Annotated in this window: 18 protein-coding genes, 1 pseudogene and 2 riboswitches; of the genes and pseudogenes, 4 read left to right on the top strand and 15 right to left on the bottom strand. The window is 31.2% G+C overall.

The genetic code is table 11. The features are described from left to right. Positions 1-54: 54 nt before the first annotated feature. The 6 genes and pseudogenes from Ctaglu_RS07840 to Ctaglu_RS07820 all read right to left on the bottom strand — a co-directional run. Positions 55-333 (bottom strand): annotated as a pseudogene (locus Ctaglu_RS07840) (TVP38/TMEM64 family protein); the annotation flags it as partial. A gap of 136 nt (positions 334-469) precedes the next feature. Next, on the bottom strand, positions 470-1,462 hold the full coding sequence (gene add, locus Ctaglu_RS07835; protein ID WP_124999763.1) for an adenosine deaminase: 993 nt from the start codon (positions 1,460-1,462) through the stop codon (positions 470-472). A gap of 77 nt (positions 1,463-1,539) precedes the next feature. After that, positions 1,540-1,639: riboswitch (purine riboswitch) on the bottom strand. A gap of 180 nt (positions 1,640-1,819) precedes the next feature. Further along, positions 1,820-2,845 carry a CPBP family intramembrane glutamic endopeptidase gene (locus Ctaglu_RS07830; protein ID WP_124999761.1) on the bottom strand — a complete coding sequence of 342 codons (1,026 nt, stop codon included), beginning with the start codon at positions 2,843-2,845 and terminating at the stop codon, positions 1,820-1,822. A gap of 31 nt (positions 2,846-2,876) precedes the next feature. Beyond that, a complete protein-coding gene (locus tag Ctaglu_RS25060) occupies positions 2,877-3,014 on the bottom strand; it encodes a hypothetical protein (protein ID WP_185732625.1) in 138 nt (45 codons plus the stop codon). Between the two features lie 93 nt (positions 3,015-3,107). Beyond that, a complete protein-coding gene (locus tag Ctaglu_RS07825; RefSeq protein ID WP_185732624.1) occupies positions 3,108-4,784 on the bottom strand; it encodes a sensor histidine kinase in 1,677 nt (558 codons plus the stop codon). 224 nt (positions 4,785-5,008) lie between these two features. Next, on the bottom strand, positions 5,009-6,775 hold the full coding sequence (locus Ctaglu_RS07820; protein WP_233439715.1) for a penicillin-binding transpeptidase domain-containing protein: 1,767 nt from the start codon (positions 6,773-6,775) through the stop codon (positions 5,009-5,011). 313 nt (positions 6,776-7,088) lie between these two features. Here Ctaglu_RS07820 and Ctaglu_RS07815 point away from each other — a divergent pair, with 313 nt between their 5' ends. Next, positions 7,089-8,804 carry a methyl-accepting chemotaxis protein gene (locus tag Ctaglu_RS07815; protein ID WP_124999757.1) on the top strand — a complete coding sequence of 572 codons (1,716 nt, stop codon included), beginning with the start codon at positions 7,089-7,091 and terminating at the stop codon, positions 8,802-8,804. Between the two features lie 77 nt (positions 8,805-8,881). Here the strand turns inward: Ctaglu_RS07815 and Ctaglu_RS07810 are convergent, their stop codons facing one another. After that, on the bottom strand, positions 8,882-9,316 hold the full coding sequence (locus Ctaglu_RS07810) for a bis(5'-nucleosyl)-tetraphosphatase (protein WP_185732623.1): 435 nt from the start codon (positions 9,314-9,316) through the stop codon (positions 8,882-8,884). Between the two features lie 410 nt (positions 9,317-9,726). Here Ctaglu_RS07810 and Ctaglu_RS07805 point away from each other — a divergent pair, with 410 nt between their 5' ends. Beyond that, entirely contained in the window at positions 9,727-10,944 is a 1,218-nt protein-coding gene (locus tag Ctaglu_RS07805; RefSeq protein WP_124999753.1) for an alanyl-tRNA editing protein, read from the top strand. An 81-nt stretch (positions 10,945-11,025) separates the two neighbouring features. Here the strand turns inward: Ctaglu_RS07805 and Ctaglu_RS07800 are convergent, their stop codons facing one another. The 5 genes from Ctaglu_RS07800 to thiD all read right to left on the bottom strand — a co-directional run bounded on the left by Ctaglu_RS07800 (position 11,026) and on the right by thiD (position 15,936). Beyond that, positions 11,026-12,243, bottom strand: a complete 1,218-nt coding sequence (locus Ctaglu_RS07800) for a 6-phosphofructokinase (protein ID WP_124999751.1) — start codon at positions 12,241-12,243, stop codon at positions 11,026-11,028. Between the two features lie 230 nt (positions 12,244-12,473). Next, complete coding sequence (gene thiE, locus Ctaglu_RS07795) at positions 12,474-13,100, bottom strand: thiamine phosphate synthase (protein ID WP_124999749.1); 627 nt, start codon at positions 13,098-13,100, stop codon at positions 12,474-12,476. Further along, the gene (thiM, locus tag Ctaglu_RS07790; RefSeq protein ID WP_124999747.1) at positions 13,090-13,926 is read right to left on the bottom strand and encodes a hydroxyethylthiazole kinase; all 837 of its coding nucleotides are present in this window, start codon (positions 13,924-13,926) and stop codon (positions 13,090-13,092) included. Before thiM ends, thiE begins: the two co-directional genes overlap by 11 nt. Next, entirely contained in the window at positions 13,902-15,119 is a 1,218-nt protein-coding gene (gene cytX / locus Ctaglu_RS07785; RefSeq protein ID WP_124999745.1) for a putative hydroxymethylpyrimidine transporter CytX, read from the bottom strand. The genes thiM and cytX overlap by 25 nt, the downstream gene beginning before the upstream one ends. Then, positions 15,112-15,936, bottom strand: coding sequence for a bifunctional hydroxymethylpyrimidine kinase/phosphomethylpyrimidine kinase (gene thiD, locus Ctaglu_RS07780; RefSeq protein WP_124999743.1), 825 nt, complete (start codon positions 15,934-15,936; stop codon positions 15,112-15,114). Before thiD ends, cytX begins: the two co-directional genes overlap by 8 nt. A gap of 133 nt (positions 15,937-16,069) precedes the next feature. Continuing rightward, positions 16,070-16,181, bottom strand: a riboswitch (TPP riboswitch). A gap of 248 nt (positions 16,182-16,429) precedes the next feature. Between thiD and Ctaglu_RS07775 the strand changes: the two genes are divergently transcribed. Then, positions 16,430-16,846, top strand: a complete 417-nt coding sequence (locus Ctaglu_RS07775) for a hypothetical protein (RefSeq protein WP_185732622.1) — start codon at positions 16,430-16,432, stop codon at positions 16,844-16,846. A 382-nt stretch (positions 16,847-17,228) separates the two neighbouring features. Here Ctaglu_RS07775 and glpK read toward each other — a convergent pair whose 3' ends face one another. Then, positions 17,229-18,719 (bottom strand): glycerol kinase GlpK, encoded by a 1,491-nt coding sequence (gene glpK / locus Ctaglu_RS07765; protein ID WP_124999741.1) that lies wholly within the window; start codon positions 18,717-18,719, stop codon positions 17,229-17,231. Positions 18,720-19,689: 970 nt separating this feature from the next. Between glpK and Ctaglu_RS07760 the strand changes: the two genes are divergently transcribed. Next, the gene (locus Ctaglu_RS07760) at positions 19,690-19,965 is read left to right on the top strand and encodes a hypothetical protein (RefSeq protein WP_124999739.1); all 276 of its coding nucleotides are present in this window, start codon (positions 19,690-19,692) and stop codon (positions 19,963-19,965) included. A gap of 81 nt (positions 19,966-20,046) precedes the next feature. On the opposite strand, the gene Ctaglu_RS07755 is transcribed toward Ctaglu_RS07760, so the two are convergent. Continuing rightward, the gene (locus Ctaglu_RS07755; RefSeq protein ID WP_124999737.1) at positions 20,047-21,486 is read right to left on the bottom strand and encodes an MDR family MFS transporter; all 1,440 of its coding nucleotides are present in this window, start codon (positions 21,484-21,486) and stop codon (positions 20,047-20,049) included. Between the two features lie 168 nt (positions 21,487-21,654). Then, on the bottom strand, positions 21,655-23,724 hold the full coding sequence (locus Ctaglu_RS07750) for a methyl-accepting chemotaxis protein (RefSeq protein ID WP_124999735.1): 2,070 nt from the start codon (positions 23,722-23,724) through the stop codon (positions 21,655-21,657). Positions 23,725-23,946: the final 222 nt, after the last annotated feature.

Genomic DNA, 23,946 nt, shown 5'->3' with positions numbered 1-23,946 from the left:
CTTTGCCTTGTTTTTTTAGATATAGTTCATATACGCCTTTTAAAATTTAACTTATTATTTATTTTTTTCCTTATACATCTTTTTAATTAGCAACATTAATATGCTTACAGCAAATAAAGTTAAAAGTCCAAAAACCATCATTTTTGTTCCGGAAGCTAACATTCCACCAACATAAGAGTAAATAATTGTTGCAGGAAGTTGTCCAATACCAGTAGCTATAAAGAAAGACCAAAAACTCATGGATGTAAGTCCTGCTGCATAACTTACAATATCAAAGGATATGAAAGGAAGTAATCTAGCAATTAATATTGCATATTTACCATGTCTTTCAAATGATAATTTATAAAATACTATGGAATTCCCACGATAATTATATAACAAATGTATATTTTTTAAAAATAGATGCTATCTATAGATATGTAATTATCTATAGATAGCATCTATTCTTATTTTCTATGAAGTCTATCCCTTAAATATATTTTCTTAACCATCCCTTTGTTTCTAAATCGGTAAAGGCTGCATCAACACTATTAAGATAAATTTGTTTATACTCCTCAAAAGTAATGTTAAATTCCCTTAACAATACATTACATTCCACAGTCATATTTGTGTCTGATACAGTTCTATTATCAGTATTAACTGTCACTTTTACCCCATCATTATAAAAATCATAAAAGGGATGATTTTTAAATGAATCAACTGCTTTAGTTTGAATATTACTTGTTGGACACATTTCAAGAGTAATTCCTTTATCTTTTACGATGTTATAGGCTTCAATGCAGTCTTTAATAAATACCCCATGCCCAATTCTTTCTGCCCCTAAAAGTTCCACTGCTTCCATGACATTTTTACCTATTCCTGTTTCTCCTGCATGAATAGTTACTCTATATCCATATTCTCTAGCCAGTTTTATAGGTTCTATGAATTTTTCACAAAAGCCTTCGCCTTCAGACCCACATAAGTCTATTGCAACTACACCTTTTGAAATATACTTTCTGCCAGCTTCTACAACCTCAAAAGCTCTATCAATAGACATAAATCTCATACATGAAAGTATTACATTTCCTTTTATATCATATTCATCTTCTGCATCTTTAATCCCAGATATTACACTCTCTATTACTTCGCATAGGGTTAATCCCTTTGTTATATGAAGTAGCGGTGCAAATCTAACTTCAATATACTTTACATTTTCTTTTGCAGAATCTTCGAGAAGTTCAAATGTAATTCTTCTTAAACTCTCCTTTGATTGCATTACTAAATTGGGAATTTCAAACCTTTTTAAATACTCGTCAAGAGACTTACATTCTGATGGTGCGGTAACTTCTTTTTTAATATTTTCAATATCATAGTAGGGAATACTTATACCCTCCTTCTTTGCTATATCAATTATTGTTTCAGGTCTTACACTACCATCTAAATGGCAATGCAATTCAATTTTTGGTAAATTTTCAAATTTCATATTGTCCTCCTTTTAAACTCTTTTAGCTTTTACTCTATTTTTCAAAAAACAAAAAATCCTGACTACAAAGAAAATACATATACTTGTATCTTCTTCGTAATCAGGAATTATAGGCTCCTGGTAGAAACCCCCAAACCATATTATTGGGGTTATACGAATCTAAATTAACTTTTTATTATTATATTTAATTACATGATTTGTTAATATATTCCTCATGAAATTAAAACCCGTGTTTTTTATATTCTATCATAAATAAAAAAATAGTCAAGCTATGAATTTGTACTATAACCCTGTTCTATTTATTGAGTATGGCACAAAATAGACTAACTCCTGATTAATTAATTGTTTCAATCTATCTTAATACTTTCGAACAAGCAATATAATCATACAAACAAAATATATAGCTAAGGGAATATAATGTTTTTTATCTGTAGTAATAGTTTTTTCTTCTCTTAGCATATATTTTTCGCCTTCATTGTATTCTAGGTTTTGAGAATACTCCTCTTCTTGACTATATTCTAATCCTTCTTTTTCTTCTTTGTATTCTTTCAGTTTTCTTAGGTTTATAAATAGTATCGCACCACCAATTAAAAGACATGCTGAAGCTCCAAATAAAGTTGCACTCAAGCTAACAGTATTTGAATTAGCTGCAGTGGTTACCTTTACTGGATCAATGACGCCATTTTTCATTCCAGTGTTCACAAGCTTCATATAACTCATTGCCACTTTACTTATAATAAAGGATATTGCATTATTGGCCGCATGAAGTGTCATACTTCCTAATAATGATCCTGTGTACTCCCTAACCTTTAATAATATAAATCCCAAAAATAAAACATATATAATTTGCATTACATTTCCATGAAAAGTAGCAAAAATTGCAGTTATTATAAAATACTTCATTTTTTTGTTTATTCCTTCATAAGCGTCTAAAAAAATTCCTCTAAAGAATACTTCCTCAAAAAATGCCGGAACCAAAACTACCACAAATAAACCTACTAATAGTGAACTACTATTTAGTAAACTAGATATTGCCATACCATCTTTTATTACAACGGGAAATAATTTTATGCTTAAAGAATTAATCCCTCCTGCAAAAATGTAGGTACCAATAGAAACAACCATTGTTAACATAACTTGTTTTATAGAGATTTTCTTTATTACCATTACTTTTGTAAATTTTCTTTTAGTAATTCTGCAATATAATAGTGCAATGCCTCCAAGTGTTATAACACTAATGGCTCCAGAAAGCAAAAGTGAAATGTCCCCGCTTATAGGCTCATGTAATTTAAATAACTCAATCGCTTTAATAGGTATCTCGATAAATAACAATAATGCTAGTAGTAATAAACTATTAGCTAATAGTATTTTTTTATTTTTCATGAATTTTCTCCTTTAAATATAAAATTAACCATCACAAAAACAATAATGAATCAAAAATATCTCCTCTTCTAAGTAACACACTCTCTACAAATACAACTTTAACTGCAATAAATGCAAGTGCTACAATATATATAATAAGCCAAGCACCTACAATAATCAAATGCTTCATGTTTAATATTCCTAAAAGGCTTGTGCCGCTTTGAAATTCTTAGCATCAATGCTTCTAATGTATCTCGATCCTTCTCTGTTACACAAATGTATTCTAAAAATATATATCAGAGAACTCAATGTGAATCTTTTGAATATTATTATCAGCATTCAAACTATTATTAACGTACACTGCTTCACTATCTAATAACTGTTTTATAGGAAGTTCAAAGCTAAATTCACTTCCTACATTAACCTCGCTTTCTAAAAATACTTTACCACCGTGCATCTCTACTAAAGCCTTAACTAAGGATAATCCTATACCGCTACCCTCTCTACTTCTGGTCAAGGACTTGTCAACTTGAATAAATCTATCAAAAACGCATTCTTGCTTTTCTTTTGGTATTCCAATTCCTGTATCTTTAACAGAGATAACAACATTATCTTTTCTTTCAAATATATTTACTGAAATATTACCTCCTGCATTTGTAAATTTTATAGCATTTGAGATAAGATTTAATATTATTCTTTCTATTTTTTCTTTGTCACAAGCTATTATTCTTTCTTCCATCTCTGTATCGAATAAAAGTGATATCCCATTATTCTCAACATACTCAGCTACAGACAACGTTATTTCCTCTATAACACTAACAATATTACAATTACTTAAATGAATTTCAAAATATCCTGCATCTATTTTTGTTACATCTATTAAGTTATCAATCAATCTTACTAATCTATAACAATTCTGTTTCATAGTTTTTAAATATCCCTTATTTTTTGGGTCATTTTCATTAAATATTTCCTTGAATTTTAGCTCCATAAGCTGCAACGTTCCTAAAATAACATTGATTGGTGTTCTTAGTTCATGAGATATATTAGCAAAAAAATCCGTCCTAAATTTATCATATTCTATTGCCTGGTTTAGAAGTCTCGTTTTTTCCTTGTTTTCTTTTATTAATTCTTCAGCTTCAATTTGCTTAGTAATATCTCTTGCTGATAAAATCAATCCTATAACTTTGTTATTTTCATCTAACAGTGTGTTAAACCAACCATCTACCCAAATAATATGTTTATCTATGTGTATGCATCTAAATTCAAGTTTTTGATTTATAGTCGTATTAATTGATTTTCTAATTTTGCTTAATACATTTTTTTTATCATCTAGGTAAATAAAATCAAAAAGGTTTTTTCCAATTACATTACCTAATCCATACCCAAGTATATCATTTTTAGTAGGTGTAACATATTTAATTGTTCCCTCCACATCTGTCTTTGCAATAATATCCGAGATATTTTCAGTTATCTCTCTTAATAGTTTTTCACTTTCTCTTATTTTTTTCTCCATTTTTTTCCTTTGGCTAATATTACGAGCTACTACTAAAACTGCCGGCTTATGATTATACCTAAAAGCAGATGTACCTATTTCAACATCAATAATAGACCCATCATTGGCAATGAATTTTTCTTCGATAAATGGTGTAATCATTCCACCTTCATATATTATTTTTATTCTATCTTGAGCAATATCAATATAATCAGGATGAACAAAATCCAGAATACTTCTTCCAATTATGTCCTTAGATTTTTTTTTGTCAAATAATTTTTCAGCTGCAAGATTAACTAAGACTATTTTTCCATTACTATGCACACATATAGCATCAGGAGATAATTCAAATAATCTTTTATATCCCTCTTCACTTTCCCTGGATTCACTTTTAACTTCCTGGGCCTCAATAATTTCATCAATATCTATTTGTTGTAATGCATTAACATTAATATATTCACTCATCTTAATCCCCCCTCTAAAAATCCATTGAAACCTGCTTGATTTTATAACTAAACTAGATTTCCTTAAAAATATTTCCAAAATATTATATTCTAGAATATATGTCATATTCCTCTTTTTTTGTATATTTTTATATATTTTTAAGTGTTTGTGTTTACTGAAGCAATTAGAATAACTAAGTAACTTATGAATGATATAATGTTTATGTTTTAATAGTAAATTTTTTATTATTTATTATCTGGAGATATATTAAGTATTGTAAATAGACCTGAAAATAGCTTGCGTGCTGCAGGTACTGCTGTCTGAGCGGCATAATATTTACTGGAGTTTGGTTCTTCTATAGTAACTATCAATGTTACCTTTGGATTATCAGCAGGAGCCATACCTGCAAAGGATGCTATATACTTACCAGACTCGTAGCCTCCCGTGGTACTGTTTACCACATTTGCAGTTCCTGTCTTTCCAGCTATGTGGTAACCTTTCATATAGGTATCCGTTGCGGTTCCTCCCTTTACAACATTTTCCAAATACGTTCTTAGTTGTGCTGCTTTTTCGCTACTTGTTATAGTCTTTTCACCAAGATTATCATACTTTTTATCCAGAACTTTTTTACCATTTTCCATGTGGGATATTTCCTTCATAATATGTGGTCTTATCCAAGTACCCCCATTTGCGACTGCATTGAAGGCGGCAATATACTGCACTTGGCTAACTGCAACACCTTGCCCATAGGACATGGTTGCAAGATCAATAGGTTCAATACTTTTAAAATCCTTTATTAGTCCGGTACTTTCACCTGGCAAATCTATACCAGTTTTCTCTCCAAAGCCAGCCGCCTTTACAAATTTATAAAAATTCTCCTTTCCAATTTTTTCTCCTAGCTTAATAAATCCAACATTATCAGAATTTTTAATTATATCTGAAAACGTCTCAACTCCATAAGCCTCTTTATTATCATTATACAATGTTGTATTACCAACCTTAATGCTCCCATTACTTACAAAACGGTCATCGCCTTTAACCGAATTGTTTTCAAGTGCGGCCGCAGATGTTATAACTTTGAAAATTGATCCTGGCTCAAACACATTACTGATAGCTCTATTCTTCCAGGTTTCCTGTATTTCGCTATCTGTTTTACCCTCTGTATAAGGCTTATTTAGATTATAATTCGGTGCACTCGCCATAGCCAAAACTTCCCCATTTTGTGGATTCATAATTGTTATGCTAACAAACTTAGCACTATTTATAGTCAATGTTTCATTAGCCACTTTTTGCGCTAACTCTTGAATTCGTTCATCTATAGTCAACGTTAAATCCTTTCCGTCTATAGGCTTAACCAAGGTTGCTTCTCTGTAGGGCAATTCATTATTATCCCTATCCACTTCAGTCACTTTTACCCCGGGCACACCTGCAAGTTCCTTGTTATAACTCTGTTCTACTCCACCTACCCCATCTCCATCCGAATTGGTATGTCCAATAACATGGGATAAAAAGCTACCATTTGGATACACTCTCTCTACATCTCTTGAAATTATTATCCCCTTATATTTCAATGCTTTAATGGTATCTACCATTTCCTCTTCAACTTTTCTTTTCAACAATACAAATTGAAGTAGCTTTCCCTTACTATCTTTGCTGTTTAATATTTTTTCAACATCGCTACTTTTAATATTCAGTTTCTGTGACAGTTGGTACGCGGCTTGCTTTTCAGGAATTTTTTTACCCCCTAAATACTTTTTAAGTACATTTAAATCAACATCAATCCTATAAATATCGGCACTTGATGCCAATTTCGAACCGTTTTTACTCAGAATAACTCCTCTTTTGGGGGCTGTTTTTATAGTTTTTGTCCACTGTTTTAATGCCAGCTGTTTATAACTTGTCCCATTAATAATCATTAAATAAACCAATCTACTCACAAGAGCCATAAATACTATAGAAAATATTGTACCTACAACCAAAATTCTTTTTCTTCTCACCTTTTTTCTTTTCAATCCCGTCACCAACCTTTTTTATTTAACTTCCTCTATTTTTCCCTGTATCCTCTCTTATCTATAAGTTACCTATATGTCAGAGTTTATTATAGCATTTATTTGTGAAAATTTTATGTATAAATGTTGCCACTCATGTCTTTAAAATACCTATGTTATAAATTGATTTTTATGGGATAATTTTAAGTATACACTATAACTATTTTAAATTTTAGTGTAAATTACAATTATTACGAAGCAAATAATAAAATTATTGACGAAATTTTAGTTATATTGTATGATTATGTATAAAATATAATAGGGGGCAACAATAAATATGAATAACTTAAAGGTTAAATCAAAACTTATAATTTTTTCAATGGTATCGTTATTACTTATAATCATGATGAGTGGTGTAGGATATTATTATCTTTCAAGGGCAAATAAAGATATGACAACAATGTATACAGACAAATTATTAAGCATTGAATGGTTAAATGAGAACAGAAACCAAGCTAGGGCTATAGAAGCAAATTCATACTACGTACTAATTCATACAGAAGATAAAGATAAACAAAATGAAAAATTAAAAGATATTCAAAGTAGGCAAAACATATTTTCAGAAAACTGGAAAAATTTCAAACAAGCTAATACTGATAAATATGAAAAAGATAGAATTGATATTATTGATGTCAATAATGATAAATTTATAGAAGGAACATATGAAGCTATCAAACTATCCATGGAAGGGAAACAGAAGGAAGCCATTAATCAATTAAACTCTATTGAAAAAAATAAAGAACAATTTCAAAATAGCTTAAAAGAAATCGCAATGTATAATACTAAATTAGCAGAAGATTTAAAAATTCAAAATGATAAAGATTTCAAAGTTTCGCAAAAAGTGTTTTTTGTAATATTTTTAATTGCCTTAGCTGTTGGCTTTGCTTTAACCTTTATTATTTCGAGATCCATTTCAAATCCATTAGTTTTAGCTGTAAATCATTTAAAACTTATAGCTAATGGCGATTTTACAATGAACTCCACTGAAAAATTCAAAAATAGAAAAGATGAAATAGGAGATATTTCAAATGCAATGGGTGTAATGCAAAATTCATTAAAACTTTTAATTGGCAATGTGCTAGAAGAATCTAATGTTATTAAAACAGTGGTAACCACTATTTCAGAAAATATGAATAATTTAAACATAAATATAGAAGAAGTATCCGCAACTACAGAAGAGTTATCTGCTGGAATGGAGGAAACTGCAGCATCAGCACAGGAAATGAATTCAACAGCAGATGAGATAGAAAGAGCAGTTCAGTCTATAGCAACAAAAGCTCAAGAAGGCGCTACCGAAGCTCAAGAAATAAACAAAAGAGCACTAAATACTAAAGATAATGTGACAAAATCACAAGAGAAGGCATCAGAAATATTCTCTAAGACCAAAGATAAATTGCAAATTGCAATGGAAAATTCAAAAGTAGTAGGACAAATTAATGTATTATCTAATGCAATTATGCAGATATCATCACAAACCAATCTCTTGGCATTAAATGCTGCCATTGAAGCTGCAAGAGCTGGCGAGGCAGGAAAAGGATTTGCTGTGGTTGCAGATGAAATAAGGAAACTTGCAGAACAATCTCAGAATACTGTGATTGAAATACAAAGTATAACTGAAAAAGTTACCGATTCAGTAAATGACCTATCATCTAGCTCCAATGAATTGTTAAATTTTGTATCGAAAGATGTACGTAATGATTATAATACAATGCTAAATGTGGCAGGTGAATATAGTCAGGATGCAGATTTTGTAAATAATCTTGTGCTAGAATTCAGCTCCACTTCTGAGGAACTTTTAGCTTCACTTCAAGAGGTAATAAAGACAATAGAGCAGGTATCCATGGCCTCTAACGAAGGAGCAGAAGGAACCACAAATATCGCCCAAAAAGTAGGAGATATAACTGATAAATCAAATAAAATCATTAGAGAAGTAACAAAATCCAAGGAAAGTGTAGAACAATTAACTGAGGAAGTCTCTAAGTTTAAAATTTAATGGAAAATCACCTCAACAGTAGGTTGATCTCTAAAATCTAATTAATTACAAAATCAATAAAAAAATCCAATGAAATATTATTTTTTTTCATTGGATTTTTTAACTGTTTCAACAATAAATTGGCAGGCCTTTTCCAAAACTTCCTTACTACTTTTATAAGATAATAGTTGTTTTGTTTGCTGAAAGCTTGACCACTTATAATCTGCTACTTCTTCTACTTGGATATGAACAATCTGACTTTGCACCTGAGCTAAAAAATATACAACTTCTTTCCTGGTCTCTTGTTTTATTAAATAGTCTACAGATTCTCTAAATCCATTAATTATAGTAACCAAAAGTCCAGTCTCTTCAGAAACCTCTCTTACTGCCGTTTCTTCTTCACATTCATTTTCTTCCATATGTCCCTTGGGAAAACCCCAGTGTCCATCATTTCTATGACTAATGGTTAAAAACTCTAAATTTCCATCTATCATTCTATAAATTACAGCGCCACAAGACTTCTCAAAATCCATAATAACCCCTCCACACATTTTTTCTTAATTTTTATCTCTTTATTAATAGTCAGCTTACATTAATGATAATCTTCACCAACATATTAATATATATATACATATATTAATACTTTTATAATCATTTGTATACTTTATATGCAATCCACATCTATATCTTTTAAAATCTTAGTATCTTCTCATTAATATTTTTATGGTACAATATAGAATATACTAACACACTCACATTTTAAAAGTGAGAGCTTCTTCTGCAGTCCCCACTAAGGGGATTAAATCATCATCTGCGATGCTGCAATATTACAGACTTGATTTTTTATAAAGTCTTAAAATTTCCCATAGATTAAAAACATATAATGTATTTTATGCCAGCATAGTTACTATGCAACATAGATATTAAAAGGAGATGCTTAACTTTGGAAAAGTTATATTATGAAAATCCATATCAAACAGAATTTACAGCTGAAGTAATAAATGTAATAGAAAAAGAAAAAGAGTATCATATTGAACTAGACAAAACCTGTTTTTACCCTGAAAGCGGTGGACAGCCCTGTGATACTGGAAATATAAATGGTACTGCAGTAACCTATGTTTATGAAGAAGATGAAAAAATATATCATGTAGTTTCAATTAAACCACTTAAAATTCACAAGGTTAAATGTAGTATAGACTTCCATAGAAGATACGACTATATGCAACAACACCTAGGTCAGCATATCCTTTCTGCTTGTCTTGCTGATTTATTTAATGCATCTACCATTGGTTTTCACCTTGGAAGGGATTCTACAACAATCGATATTGATAAAATTATTATAGGTGATGAAATTAAAGCCTCCGAAACAAAGGCTAATAAAATAGTTTTAGACAATATTTCCATAGAAGTACTGTATCCAAGCAATTCTGAATTAAAAAAATTAACAATAAAAAAGATCCCAGTAAAAGCTGGCGAAAAAATTAGAATAGTTAAGATAGGCGATATTGATGTAAATCCTTGCTGTGGAATACATCCTAGTTCAACTATTGAGGTACAATTAATTAAGGTTATAAAATTTGAAAAATACAAGAATGGTATGAGAATTGAATTTTTATGTGGTTCGAGAGCAGTTTCTGATTATATTTCAAAACATGAGGCCATAGATAAAATGTCTAAACTTTTATCCTGCAATAGTTCTACTCTCTTATCCGAAGTAGATAGGCTCTCCTCTGAACTTAATAAGGCCCTTAGTGAAAAAAGTACATTAAAAGCAATAGTTGCACAGTATGAAGTTCAAAATATGTTAGAATCCGCTACAAAAATAGAAGATATTAAGGTGCTTAAATGCATTTTTGATAATGGTGATTTAAAATACACTAATACCTTAGCAACAAAATTAGTATCCTCACCAAAGGTTGTAGTTTTATTTGGAGTAAAATCTGTTGATAAAGCAAATCTTTTATTTATGTGTTCAAAGGATTTAAATATGATTAGCATGAACGCCCTTCTTAAGGATGCCATAACACTTATAGATGGTAAAGGCGGTGGAAGTGACCTTTCTGCGCAAGGTGGAGGAAAAAATAATAATAATTTAGATTCTGCGCTAGATTATGCCTTAAGTAAGGTTAAAGATCATATAACCTTGAGTTCTAAAGTTTAAAACATTTACTCCGTGGATTTCAGTAATAAGTCAAAATGCTAATGTATTTTGACTTATTATTAACCCATATAATTTCCAGCCCTATTTATATAAAATTTTCGGTATTTTAGGTGCTCTAAGTCTGTGTGCATAATGCATGTCTGAACCTAATAATGGCCTTGCATAATTTAAAAATGCCTCAGTTACATTATTGCATGCACTATTAATAAAAGCATCAGGCATTACCTTTGTTTTTCCTGCTACTGCATCTAATTGCGTAAGTCTATAATCCACAGAATAATGGCCCGTCCTATGTATAGTAATAGATCCATCCACATTATCCCACAATGCAAACTGTGCAGCTTTTTCTCCTACTTCACGAGCTTCATTTCTATCTACATCTGACACGCATCCCATAAAGCATCTTTGTGGATATCCCAAGGTATCGGATCTAACTCTTTTAATATTTAAATTATCTCTGATATATTTACATAAAAGATCCCCTAAGGCTCCTGTTCCTGATAGTTGTATATTTCCATGAGCATCTTTTTCTACTTTCTCCATAAGGCTTGTAATGATTGGCACTCCCTTTTCATCTTGAATACCTTCTGATACAGCTATTACACATCTTCCATGTTTATCATAAACATTTTTTACATCAACCAAAAATTGCTCAATGCTAAAGACCCTTTCTGGCAAATATACTAAATGTGGACCATCATCTTCATACTTTTTAGCTAGGGCTGATGCAGCTGCTAAAAATCCTGCATGACGCCCCATTACTACTCCTATATAGATGCCTGGTAATGCTCTATTATCAAGGTTGGATCCAATAAAAGCATTGGTTATATATTTAGCGGCCGATCCGTATCCAGGAGTATGATCGTTAATCATAAGGTCATTGTCTATAGTTTTTGGAATATGAATTGCTCTTAGTTCATAATTTGAAATTTTAGCCTGTTGATTTACTATTCTAACGGTGTCTGCTGAATCATTTCCCCCAATATAAAAGAAATATCTTATATCATGGGCTTTAAGCACAGTGAATATCTCCTTACAATATTTTTCATCTGGCTTGTCTCTTGTAGATAAAAGTGCGGAGGAGGGAGTCATCGCAACCTGCTCTAGATTATGAGTTGTTTCACGAGTTAAATCGTAAAAATTTTCATTAACTATTCCATTTACTCCACTTATAGCACCATAGACTTTTGTTACCTGCGCAAATTTTCTTGCTTCTAGCACTGCGCCAACTAGGGATTGATTAATAACAGCGGTTGGACCTCCACCCTGTGCGATTAAAACCTTACCTGGAAATATCATATTGAACACTCCTTATAATTTTGTCATTTTTCTACACTATATGTATTTCTAAATCATAAAAACATTATAAAAAGCCCAATGTGATTATTCATCATACTGGGCTAACTTACTTTAGTGTTTTTAGACTTCTTATAAATAAAGCAGTAATAATCAAATTAATTTCTAAATAGATTATAATTTGTTTTTACCTATATTACAACAACTATTTTGAATTTTCAAAATTTTCGCTTTTATACTCTAAATAAATCCCCTAATTTTTCCGCTGCTATCTTTACAGATTTTTTGGAAAGTATAGCCGAAACTACTGCTATACCATCAATATTTGCTGGCTTTAATAATGATATATTTTTTTCACTAATTCCACCTATAGCAACTACAGGAATAGAAATACCTTCCTTTATTTCTTTTAAGCAGTCTACAGAAACTGCACTTGCATCATCTTTAGTAGTTGTAGGGAACATAGCTCCAACCCCTACATAATCTGCACCTTCTCTTTCAGCCTTTTTAGCTTGCTTAAGAGTTGAGGTGGAAACACCTATTATTTTATTATTGCCTAATATACGCCTTGCAATATCTGCTGGCATATCACTTTGGCCCAAGTGAACTCCTGCAGCATCTACAGCTTGTGCAATATCAATTCTATCATTAATTATTAGTGGAACTTTGTATTTATCTGTAATAGACTTTATTTTTACTGCAATGTTGTAAAATTCTAAAGTACCCACCTTCTTTTCTCTAATCTGGACTAATGTGACTCCGCCTTTTATGGCCTCCTCAACATCAGTATATATATCTGTATTTACGAGCACATCCCTATCTGTAACAAGATAAAGGCTATAATCCATATTATTCTTCATTTATTTTGCTCCTTTCTATTATTTCAATTTGAGATAAGTTATAAATAGCATCTAGTATTTTTACTTTTAAAGTTCCTGTGCCACCATTGTTTTTATCTAAACCTTCATAAGCTATTTCTCCTGCAATACCCATAGAAACGATTCCTGATAAAGCTGCTAGAAGATTGTTATCTCCGGATCCTAAATAACAACCAATAAGTGAAGTACACATACATCCCGTGCCCGTAACCTTAGCCATTATTTTATGCCCATTTGATGCGGTGTAAAGAGTTTTTCCATCTGTTATTATGTCTACCACTCCAGTTATAGCCACCACTGTATTTAATTTACTCGCAAGTGCTCTTGCCATTTCTTTTTCTTCTATAAGCTCATTGCCATTTTCAGAAACACTTTCCGAAGAGTCTACACCTTTTGTTTTAGAATTAACACCATAGATTGTTTTTATTTCCGATAAATTTCCTCTGATAACCGCTAATTTTACTCCGTCTATAATCCTTTTAGCAGTATCTGTTCTATAGGATGTTGCCCCTGCTCCAACAGGATCTAAAATAACAGGTATATTTAACTCATTTGCTCTTTTTCCTGCCTGAATCATAGATTGTACACTTGAAGAGTTCAAGGTTCCTATATTTATTACAAGTGAAGATGAAAGAGATACCATATCAGAAACCTCATTAATATCCTCCGCCATAACTGGCGACCCACCAATAGCAAGGGTAATATTAGCACAATCATTAACCGTAACATAATTTGTTATATGATGTACCAAAGGATTTTTTTCTTTTATACTATTTAATAATTCTATGATTTTTTTATTAATTTCCATTTATACGTCCACCTCCAAGTTATTGCATATATAAATCCTGTAATAATCATAACTGGTACTGTAGCTCCCAGTATCAAATCAAGTTTTATAAATCTATAATAAAGTACTATTCCTATAATCCATACAATGATAGCTCCCCAATTGATAAGGACACTATCTTGTAGCTTTGTATTTTTCTTTATTATAAAATAGTCAGTAATTAAAATTGCAAATAAGGGTGCGAATACTGACCCTATAGCATATAAAAAGCTTTGATAATTTTCTATAGGAAGTATTATAGCCATCAGTGTTCCAATAATAGCCATAACAATACCAACTTTTTTTTCACTGAGCTTTGGCATAATATTTAAAAAAGAAACTCCTGCTGAATACACATCTAAAAATGTAGTGGTTACTGTGGAAAGTACCACTATGCCTAAAGCAGTAATTCCTAAATTTGCAGCAAGCATAATAGCTGAAGGGTCTGAATTTTTTGACACTATGGCAGCGCCTAGGCCTATAATAAACATCCATGAACTTCCTAAAAAATAACCTATAAAACTTCCATAGGCCCCTCCCTTTTCACTTTTTGCAAATCTAGTGTAGTCTGCAATTAAAGGTAACCAAGAAAGTGGCATAATTATACTGAGTTCTAATGCTCCACCAAAGGATATCCCTGAACTACTCGCCTTTGCAAGTAATGTTCTATCCCTTAAAATAATTGATCCTAGAACCAAGGTAAGTATAAAAAGCAAAAATACGGCTGTAATATTTAATTTTTTCATACCTGCATTACCAAAACTAAGCCACAATATTGTAAGTATTCCAATAATCACTATGCATACTAAGACATTATTGAAGCTCCATAAACTTTGTGTTATTAAGTTTACAGAACTGGCTGCTACCTTTATCATAACTGCCGTCCAACCAATTAACTGAAGTATATTTAAAATAGAAAATAAATATGTGCCATATACTCCAAAAGAAATACCCGTAGAAGTTATGGCTGGCACTTTTTCTCTAGTACCGATTATACCACCTAGCATCAATATTCCTGTGCCAATCAAATGTCCTAGTAAGATTACTACCACTCCTATTTTAAATCCTAAGGGTGCAATAAATCCTCCCGTAAGAATTTCAGCAACAGAAACTGCAGCTCCAAACCATAAAAATAAAAAGGTCCAAAATCCTAGTTTTTCACTATCCTTAATCATTTGCTATACCTGCTTTCTTATATAATTCATAAAAGTGATTAGTAGGTCCAACTCCATGTCCAATATCTAAGGAATGCTTTATAGCAGTAGTTATGTATTCTTTTGAGTTTTTTATTGCGTCTTTCATACTAAAACCCAATGCTAAATTTGCAGCTATAGCAGAAGACAACGTACATCCCGTTCCATGAGTGTTTTTTGTAGGGATTCTTTCGGATTTAAAATGTGTAATTTCCTTCCCATCATAAAATACATCTATGGCATCTCCCTCCATATGGCCTCCCTTTAAAAGCACACTTTTACAGCCTAACTTGTATATTTCTTTTGCTGCCCTTTCCATATCTTCCACTGTTTCAATACTTGTAATCTCTGAATGTACTTCGCCAAGAATTTCCACGACCTCTGGAATATTAGGGGTTATAAGTGATGCTAATGGAATTAATTTCTTAATAAGTGCGGTTTTTGACTCTGGCTTTAATAGTGAATAACCACTTTTTGAAATCATTACAGGATCCAGTACTATGTTTTTAGGTTTGTACTGTTGTAATTTTTCACTTATGGCATCAATAGTTGAAATCACAGACACCATACCAATTTTAACTGCATCTACAGTTATATCCGTAAAAATCGCATCAATTTGTGCCACAATAATTTCTTTTTCTAAATCTTGCACTGCAAAAACTCCCATGGTATTCTGCGCCGTTATTGCTGTAATAACGGTCATTCCATAAACCCCATTGGCACTAAAACTCTTTAAATCTGCTTGCACTCCTGCTCCTCCGCAGCTGTCAGAACCCGCTATAGTCAAAACTTTTTTCATTTCAATTTCCTCCTATTTGTTATACATTTTAAACATTTTTATTTAAATTAGTTATTTTTATTCACAACAAAAAACACAAACCCATAGGATTTGTGTTTAAATTACCATGCTATATAAAAATATATACATATATAATACACCATTAAACAACTTCCTACGCTGGCATTATCCAGTTCAGGTTATTAGGGTCAAAGAATTACAGTTCTTGCTCTCAGTTGGCTTATCCAACTCCCCTGTGCTTGGTTATTCACTTTTATAAACTGTTACATATGAAATAAAATAACTAATCATAGGTCTAGTGATTTTCTTTCATCGCCTAATAATAACATAACAAATTATTATAGACAAATTATTATTTTTCATAATTTCATATTAAAATTAAAAAATTACATAAACATAGTAATTTTTCCATCTATATTCTATAAGAAAATGGTTAAACTATATAAGCACTGAATATGTACAGTGTAATTTTTATATTGGAAGGAGAATGTTTATGAATAATAATTTAGAAGAAACAAAAAAATTAAATAGCCAATCAGTAGCAAATAAAGGTAATAGCGGTGCTTCATCCTCTGCTATGAATAGTATGAATATGAGCTCTGATCCTGCTAGTTTAGAGGAAACAAAACAATTAAATAATCAATCAGCTTCTAGTTCAGGTACTACAGGTGCTTCAAATGCTATGAGTAGTATGTCTAACATGGATAATATGAGTAGTAGCACTAATGCTACTACTTTAGAAGAAACAAAACAATTAAATAACCAATCAGCTTCTAATTCAGGTAATAGCGCTAGTATGAATAGTATGGCTAACATGGATAATATGAGTAGTAGCACTAATAGTACTACATTAGAAGAGACAAAAAAATTAAATAATCAATCAGAAGCAAATAAAGGTACTAGTAAATAAAAAAAAGTTAAGGCGGGATTATCCTGCCTTAATTCTTTTTTTTGTAATCTTAAACCATATTGAATGGTATGCCTAGTAGCTTATTACTACAAAAAAATCCAGCTGAATTTCAAAAATCTATTGCATTTCATATAAAATTATCATACTATATAATAAATAAAAGATGAAAGGATGATTTAAATAAAAAAATCTAAAAAGCAATTGATTCAAGGTATGTCCTTCACAATTGACATGAACAAACTGAATTTAAATAGAAGAAAATTTAATTCCAGTGAAATTGGAAGAGGCACGGGAATTCAAAAGATCAAAAAAGGAAAAGGTTCTTACACCCGCAAGAATGTCAAAGTTGATGACAGTTCTTGTGGGTATTTTTTATTCTACCCTATTCAAGTTTTATACCTGATCTCTTAACAGCTATATGCCATCCATGAAGTAATTCTTTTCTTTTTTCCTCTGTCATAGATGGTTTAAAACTTCTTGATATTGCCCAATGCTTTGCCACTTCTTCTTTACTCTTCCAATACCCTACTGCAAGTCCTGCAAGATAAGCCGCACCTAGCGCAGTAGTTTCAGTAACTACTGGTCTGTCTACTTGAACGTTTAAAATATCAGATTGAAACTGCATTAAGAAATTATTTGAGCAAGCTCCTCCATCTACTTTAAGTTCTGTAAGTGTAATTCCAGAATCTTCTTGCATTGCTTTTAAAACATCATGTGTTTGGTAAGCAAGTGCTTCCAGAGTCGCTCTTATCAAATGTTCTTTCTTCGCTCCTCTTGTAAGACCTACTATTGTCCCCCTTGCATACGGATCCCAATAAGGTGCTCCCAGCCCCACAAAAGCAGGAACCACATATACTCCATTTGTGTCTTCTACTGCATTTGCATATTCCTCACAATCAGCAGCATTGTCAATCATACGAAGCTCGTCTCTTAACCATTGTATAGCAGCTCCAGCTATAAATACACTACCCTCAAGCGCATACTCAACTTTGCCATCTATTCCCCAAGCAATGGTAGTAAGTAATCCTTGTGTGGATTCAATTGCCTTTTCTCCTGTATTCATAAGCATGAAACATCCTGTACCATATGTGTTCTTAGCTGTTCCTGGTGCGTAACAAGTTTGACCAAACAAGGCTGCTTGTTGATCTCCCGCAGCGCCTGCAATAGGAATTTCTCCTCCAAACAAGGAATCATCAGTATATCCATAAACACAACTTGAAGGTTTAACCTCTGGTAGCATTGATCTTGGTATATTCAATGTTTCCAAAATTTCTTCATCCCATGTAAGTTTATGAATATTGAATAGTAATGTTCTTGAAGCATTTGAATAGTCTGTTACATAGGTTTTTCCTTTTGTTAAATTCCAAATTAACCATGTATCTATGTTACCAAATAATAAATTGCCTTGTTCTGCTTTTTCTCTAGCGCCTTCTACATTGTCTAATATCCATTTTATTTTTGTTCCAGAAAAATAAGCATCCAAAATCAATCCAGTTTTAGCTCTAATTACTTTATCAAAGCCTTTTTCTGTTAGTTCATCACAAGTTTCAGCCGTCCTTCTACATTGCCATACAATTGCATTATATACTGGAACTCCAGTTCGTCTGTCCCAAACCACAGTGGTTTCTCTTTGGTTTGTAATACCTATTGCTGCTATATCAGACGCCATAGCATTAACCTTAGCCATTGCTTCTGTTGCAACACTAATTTGACTCCCCCAAATTTCCATTGGATCATGTTCTACCCAGGCTTCTTTTGGAAAAATCTGAGTAAACTCTTTTTGTGCGGAAGTTACAATAAGTCCCTTCTTATCGAATAGAATACACCTTGAACTTGTTGTCCCTTGATCTAACGCCATTATATATTTAGCCATTGTGAAAAACTCCTTTTTTTTAAATAGTCATATTAACCGTTTACAATTTAATACATAAAAAAACCACATCAAAATAAAGCATAACACTTTATAATAACGCGGCTCATATTCTTTGCCATTTATTATTTATTAATATAATAAGTATAACTCATTATTAGATTTTTTGCAATGTAAATGGTTTCCTTTGCTATTGTTGTTACAGTACTATAGTCTTTATTTTAATTTCATTATAAATCGACAAAAAAATAGAAGCTAATTTCCCATATATTAATCCCGATGGGCTTAGCTTCTATTTCCTAATAAATTGTTCTTTCAATAATTCTCTCCTAACTAATTTCCCGCTCATAAATAATAATGATTCTAATATTGTTGCTATTAAACTCTTAAGGTTTAATGTGTTACGGGTAACTTTAAATTATTTTTTATTGATATTTAGCAATGGATTAATGTATCTTTTATAGGCCTAATCGATATTTTTTCCACTACCTATGAATTAAGTTGCTTGTCCATGCTGATTCAACAGTTTTGAAATACTTTTCTAAATATGCAAACCAGTTTAAATTGTTTTTTTTGGTGTAACCACCCCACTTTCAATTATAATAAATAGTTTTTTAATATTATTAATTTTTGGGCCACACCCTTTCTTTTTTAAGATTTTTTTATTGTTTTTTAATATTTTGCCTTACACTCTGAATTGAAAGCTTTCTTCTTTGTGTAACTTTAGTATACTTCCCTTGCCGAACTTTGTCAATAGTTATTACTAAATAACATTATGAATAATTGGTGAATTATTCTGACAATTATTAGGTTTTATTTTTCATTAATAATGTTAACCATAGGCTGTAACATTATTATATAATAAGTTAGCCCAAAATAAATTTCCACCTATATTCTATAACAGAATGGATAAACTATAAAATATATTGAATATAAATTCAGTATAATTAATATATTCGAAGGGAGAATACTTATGAACAAGAAGGATAATTTAGAACAAATAAAAAAAGCAAACAAACAATTGAGTGACAATAAAGATTCAAAATCCTACTCAAATGCAGGTTTAAATAGCAGCACTAGTGATGCTATTCCAAAAGATACAAGTAGATTAAACATTCAATCAACTGGTAATGATTTCTATACCGGTATTTCAAATGATGATATGTCAAGCATGTCTAATATCAATAACACTAATGGTGATGCTATGCCACAAGTTTCAGCAGTAAATAAAGATACTACTAAAAAATAATTTTAAGGCAGGATTATCCTGCCTTATTTTTTAAAGTAATATAAAAAAAGGAATTCCCCCTTATATTCAGGAGTAAATTTTTTATTCTAGAATACTTTTTTTTGAATTTGCGTCAAATTTAAAAGAAAGCATCAATGAAACTACCGCAATTATGATAAATGCTATAAATACTACATGAAGCCCTGAATTTAAAGATAATTTTATTTGCTTCAAACTTACTCCACTATTCAAAGTTGCCTGAGAATATAAATTATTTGGTTCTATGCCCACTATTCCTAAATTATTAAAGTATCTAACTATGTTAGTATTTAATATGATTCCAAAAATACTTACGCTTATAGTTTGACCTAATGTACGTACTAGTGCATTTACTGCTGTTGCAGCTCCTCTTTTGCTATATCCTACAGACTCTTGCACCATTATTGTTAATGTTGTAAAAGCTCCTCCAAAACCAAAGCCCATGATAAACCCATAAACTATAACTGATATTAATGGAGATTTCACAGTTAAAGTAGTTAAAAATCCACAACTAATAATCAAAATTAAAGTGGATATACCAATGACTATCCTTTCACCATATTTAGGAATAGCCTTAGATAAAATAAATGAAGATAATAGCCATGAAATAGACATAGGTGCCATAGAAACTCCAGAAGCTGTAGCCCCAAAGCCCAAAACATTCTGCATATATATAGGTAAGTAAACCTCTACTCCTATTAAAATTCCTGCTGCTAAAAAGCTCATAGTATTCACAATATTACTAGTTTTTGTGAAAATTTCAAAAGGTATAATCGGCTCCTCCGCCCTTTTTTCCACATAATAAAATATAATGAGTAATGCAATTGTAACTATTAAAGATATTATAATATTATTTTTTCTACCGGATAAGCTTCCCAATAAAAAGGTTAGAATTGCAAGGGAGAATAATAAAGTACCTATATAATCTATTTTATGTTTCTTCCTCTCAAAAGTTTCAATTAGATTTTTTTGTAAAAGTACTATTGATATTATCCCAAAAGGTAGGTTTATAAAGAAAATCCAATTCCATGAAAGATTTTCTATTAAAAAGCCACCTAAAAAGGGGCCAGTTAAACTAGCTATTCCCCATACCGTACTTAACCAACCTTGAACCTTTGGTTTTTCTTCAGCAGTAAAAACATCACCCACTATGGTATAAGTAACAGTAAATATTGCTCCCGCGCCCAATCCTTGAACTGCACGAAATGCTATAAGCTGATACATGCTTTGTGATATTCCACAAAGACAACTCCCTATTAAAAAAATTATTATTCCAATTGAAAGAATGTTTTTCCTCCCATATAAATCAGATAATTTTCCATATATAGGTGTTGAAATAGCTGATGTCAATAGATAAGCAGCAAAAACCCAACTTATAAGCTCAAACCCATTTAATTCTTTAACTATAGTTGGTATGGCAGTAGTTATTACTGTTCCCTCTACAGCGGCAAGAAACATTGACACCATTAATGCAATGACTATACTCGTTTTTTTCGATTCCATCCTTTATGTCACTTCCCTTATTATGATTAATGCCTATATTCAATGTAAACAAAAAATAAACGACAAATACTATTGTATCATTAATCCATAAAATTTGCACAGTAAATTATAAACGCACTTAAATAAATTTAAGTGCGTTTATCTACTGAAATTAATAATTGTTTTATTTCATATTGTAAATTTACCAACTATTTTGTCTAATACAACTGCTAATTCTTTTAATTCTTCTACAGTTTCCGATACATTTTTAATTGCAGCTTCTTGCTCTTCCATGGTTGCTGCCACTTCCTCCGTAGATGCTGCAGCCTCCTGTGTTATTGCAGATATCCCTTGAATAGCGTCGACTATATCATCTTTTCCACTATCTACTGCATTCATACTAGACGCAATGCACTGTATTTTTGATTTAATATTATATATTCCTTCTCCGATAACATCAAAAGCTTCTATGGATGTTATCATTACACTACTTGCTTGTTTAACAGTATTTTTAGCTTCATCCATATTGTTTTTTCCTAAGCTTATTTCACCTTGAATTTGTTTTACTATTTCATCTATTTCTTGTGTAGATGTAGCTGTTTTTTCTGCAAGCTTTCTAATTTCCTCTGCTACCACTGCAAACCCTTTCCCACTCTCACCTGCTCTTGCTGCTTCAATTGCAGCATTTAAAGCTAATAGATTTGTCTGACTTGCAATAGATTGAATGGTATTTATAATTTCCCCTATTAAGCTTGATTTTTTTGATAATTCATCTATATTATCAGCAACTTTTTCAGTAGCATGTACATTTAGTTCGAGTTTTACATTAAGTTCCTTAATCGCTTTGCTTCCTTTATCTTGCATTTTTTCTATTTCTATTGAATATTCTTTAAGACTATTACTGCTTACCACAACTTCTTCTATCTCACCTGCAAGTATGCTCAGTTTATATGAACCATCTTGTGCCTCTTTTGCTTGTTCAACTGATCCTTTAGCTAATTCTTCAACAGTTTGCGCCACAACGGTAATAGAAACTGATGTTTCCTCCGCATTAGCTGAAATAGCATTTGAATATTGTAATAAACCATCAGAATCCTTCTTTAATTCGTAAACAACCTTTATTAATTCTTTCTTTAGTTCTATTAAACCCTTTCCCATAACACCTATTTCATCTTTGCTTAAGAGCATTTGGTTAATGCTCTTATCATTATAAGTTAAGTCTAGCTTAGCTAATTTACCTATAAACCCTGTTGCAACTTCTATAGGTCTTGATATTCTTCTGCCAATAAATAATGCAATAATTATTGAACCAATAATTCCTAGCGCTATAATTAAAACAATGATATATCTTAAATTATTTAAATTTTTCAAGACTTCTGAGCTAGGAACTTTTACCCCCATAATTTGACCATTATTCAAAGTGTAATAACCCATCATCTGGGTGCGTCCTTCGAACTTTGTCTCTAGAACCATTGCTTTTTTATTTTTTAATTCATCAGTTATAAATTTATATTTCCCATTTTCTAATGTATCTAATTTATCAGTATTTTTTTTGCTACTACCAACTATAAAGCTATAATCCTTATCTAGCAAAAATGCAGAACCAGTATCATATATCTTTGTGCTTAAAATCATCTTTTTTAGACTTTCAAAAGAAATATCCATACCTGCAACTCCAACTAATTCATTATTAGCATAAACTGGCATAGTATAGGATACCATATTTATTTTACTATCTTTGTCTATGTAAGGATTTAACCACATACCTATCTTAGTACTAATTATAGCTGCATTACCTTCTTCAAATCGGCCTACTTTTAACATGTCATTAGTTACTGCGCTTTGTTTTTTTCCTTCGTCATATGAGTAATTCACACAGTAAGATTTTCTACTACCAGTAAATTTAGGATTAAAAATCATATATAACCCTATAAGACCATTATTACTATCACCTAAACTCTTCATTAGTGACCCCAGTTGTTTTTCGTATGCGCTTATATATTTGGGGTCTTTAACCTTAGAGACTTCTATTGTCCCCAAAACTAGCCCAGATAACTCCTTTACTGTATTTTCAACCTTCGTAGTCTGTATTGTATATTCATTTCCTCTGCTAGAAGCTATATTTGATAATTTATCTGTGGCTTCCTGCTTAATTATACTTGTGGATTTTAAAATACTCGTAATTCCCACCATTGCTGATACTAAAATTGAACAACTTACTATAGCAATAATTATTTTAGTGCTAATCTTATTTTTCAAAATAATCCCCCCTTGTATATTTGTAAATTATTATAAATTGTTTCATTATTGTTACAAAACATTTTAATAAAATACAATCCCAAATTATATTATCGACTGCTTTTGTGAATTGTTTATAGGTAAAATGGATTTTCACTGTATATTTGAATAATATTGTATATAAAACAATCTTTTCCCTGATTAATTTACAATAAATCAACAAAAAAAATAAAAATGTTGATG

The organism is Clostridium tagluense (assembly GCF_003865095.1).
Classification (GTDB): domain Bacteria; phylum Bacillota; class Clostridia; order Clostridiales; family Clostridiaceae; genus Clostridium_AD; species Clostridium_AD tagluense.
The sequence above is the reverse complement of the archived record's forward strand: the minus strand, read 5'-3'. Positions and strand labels throughout refer to the sequence as shown.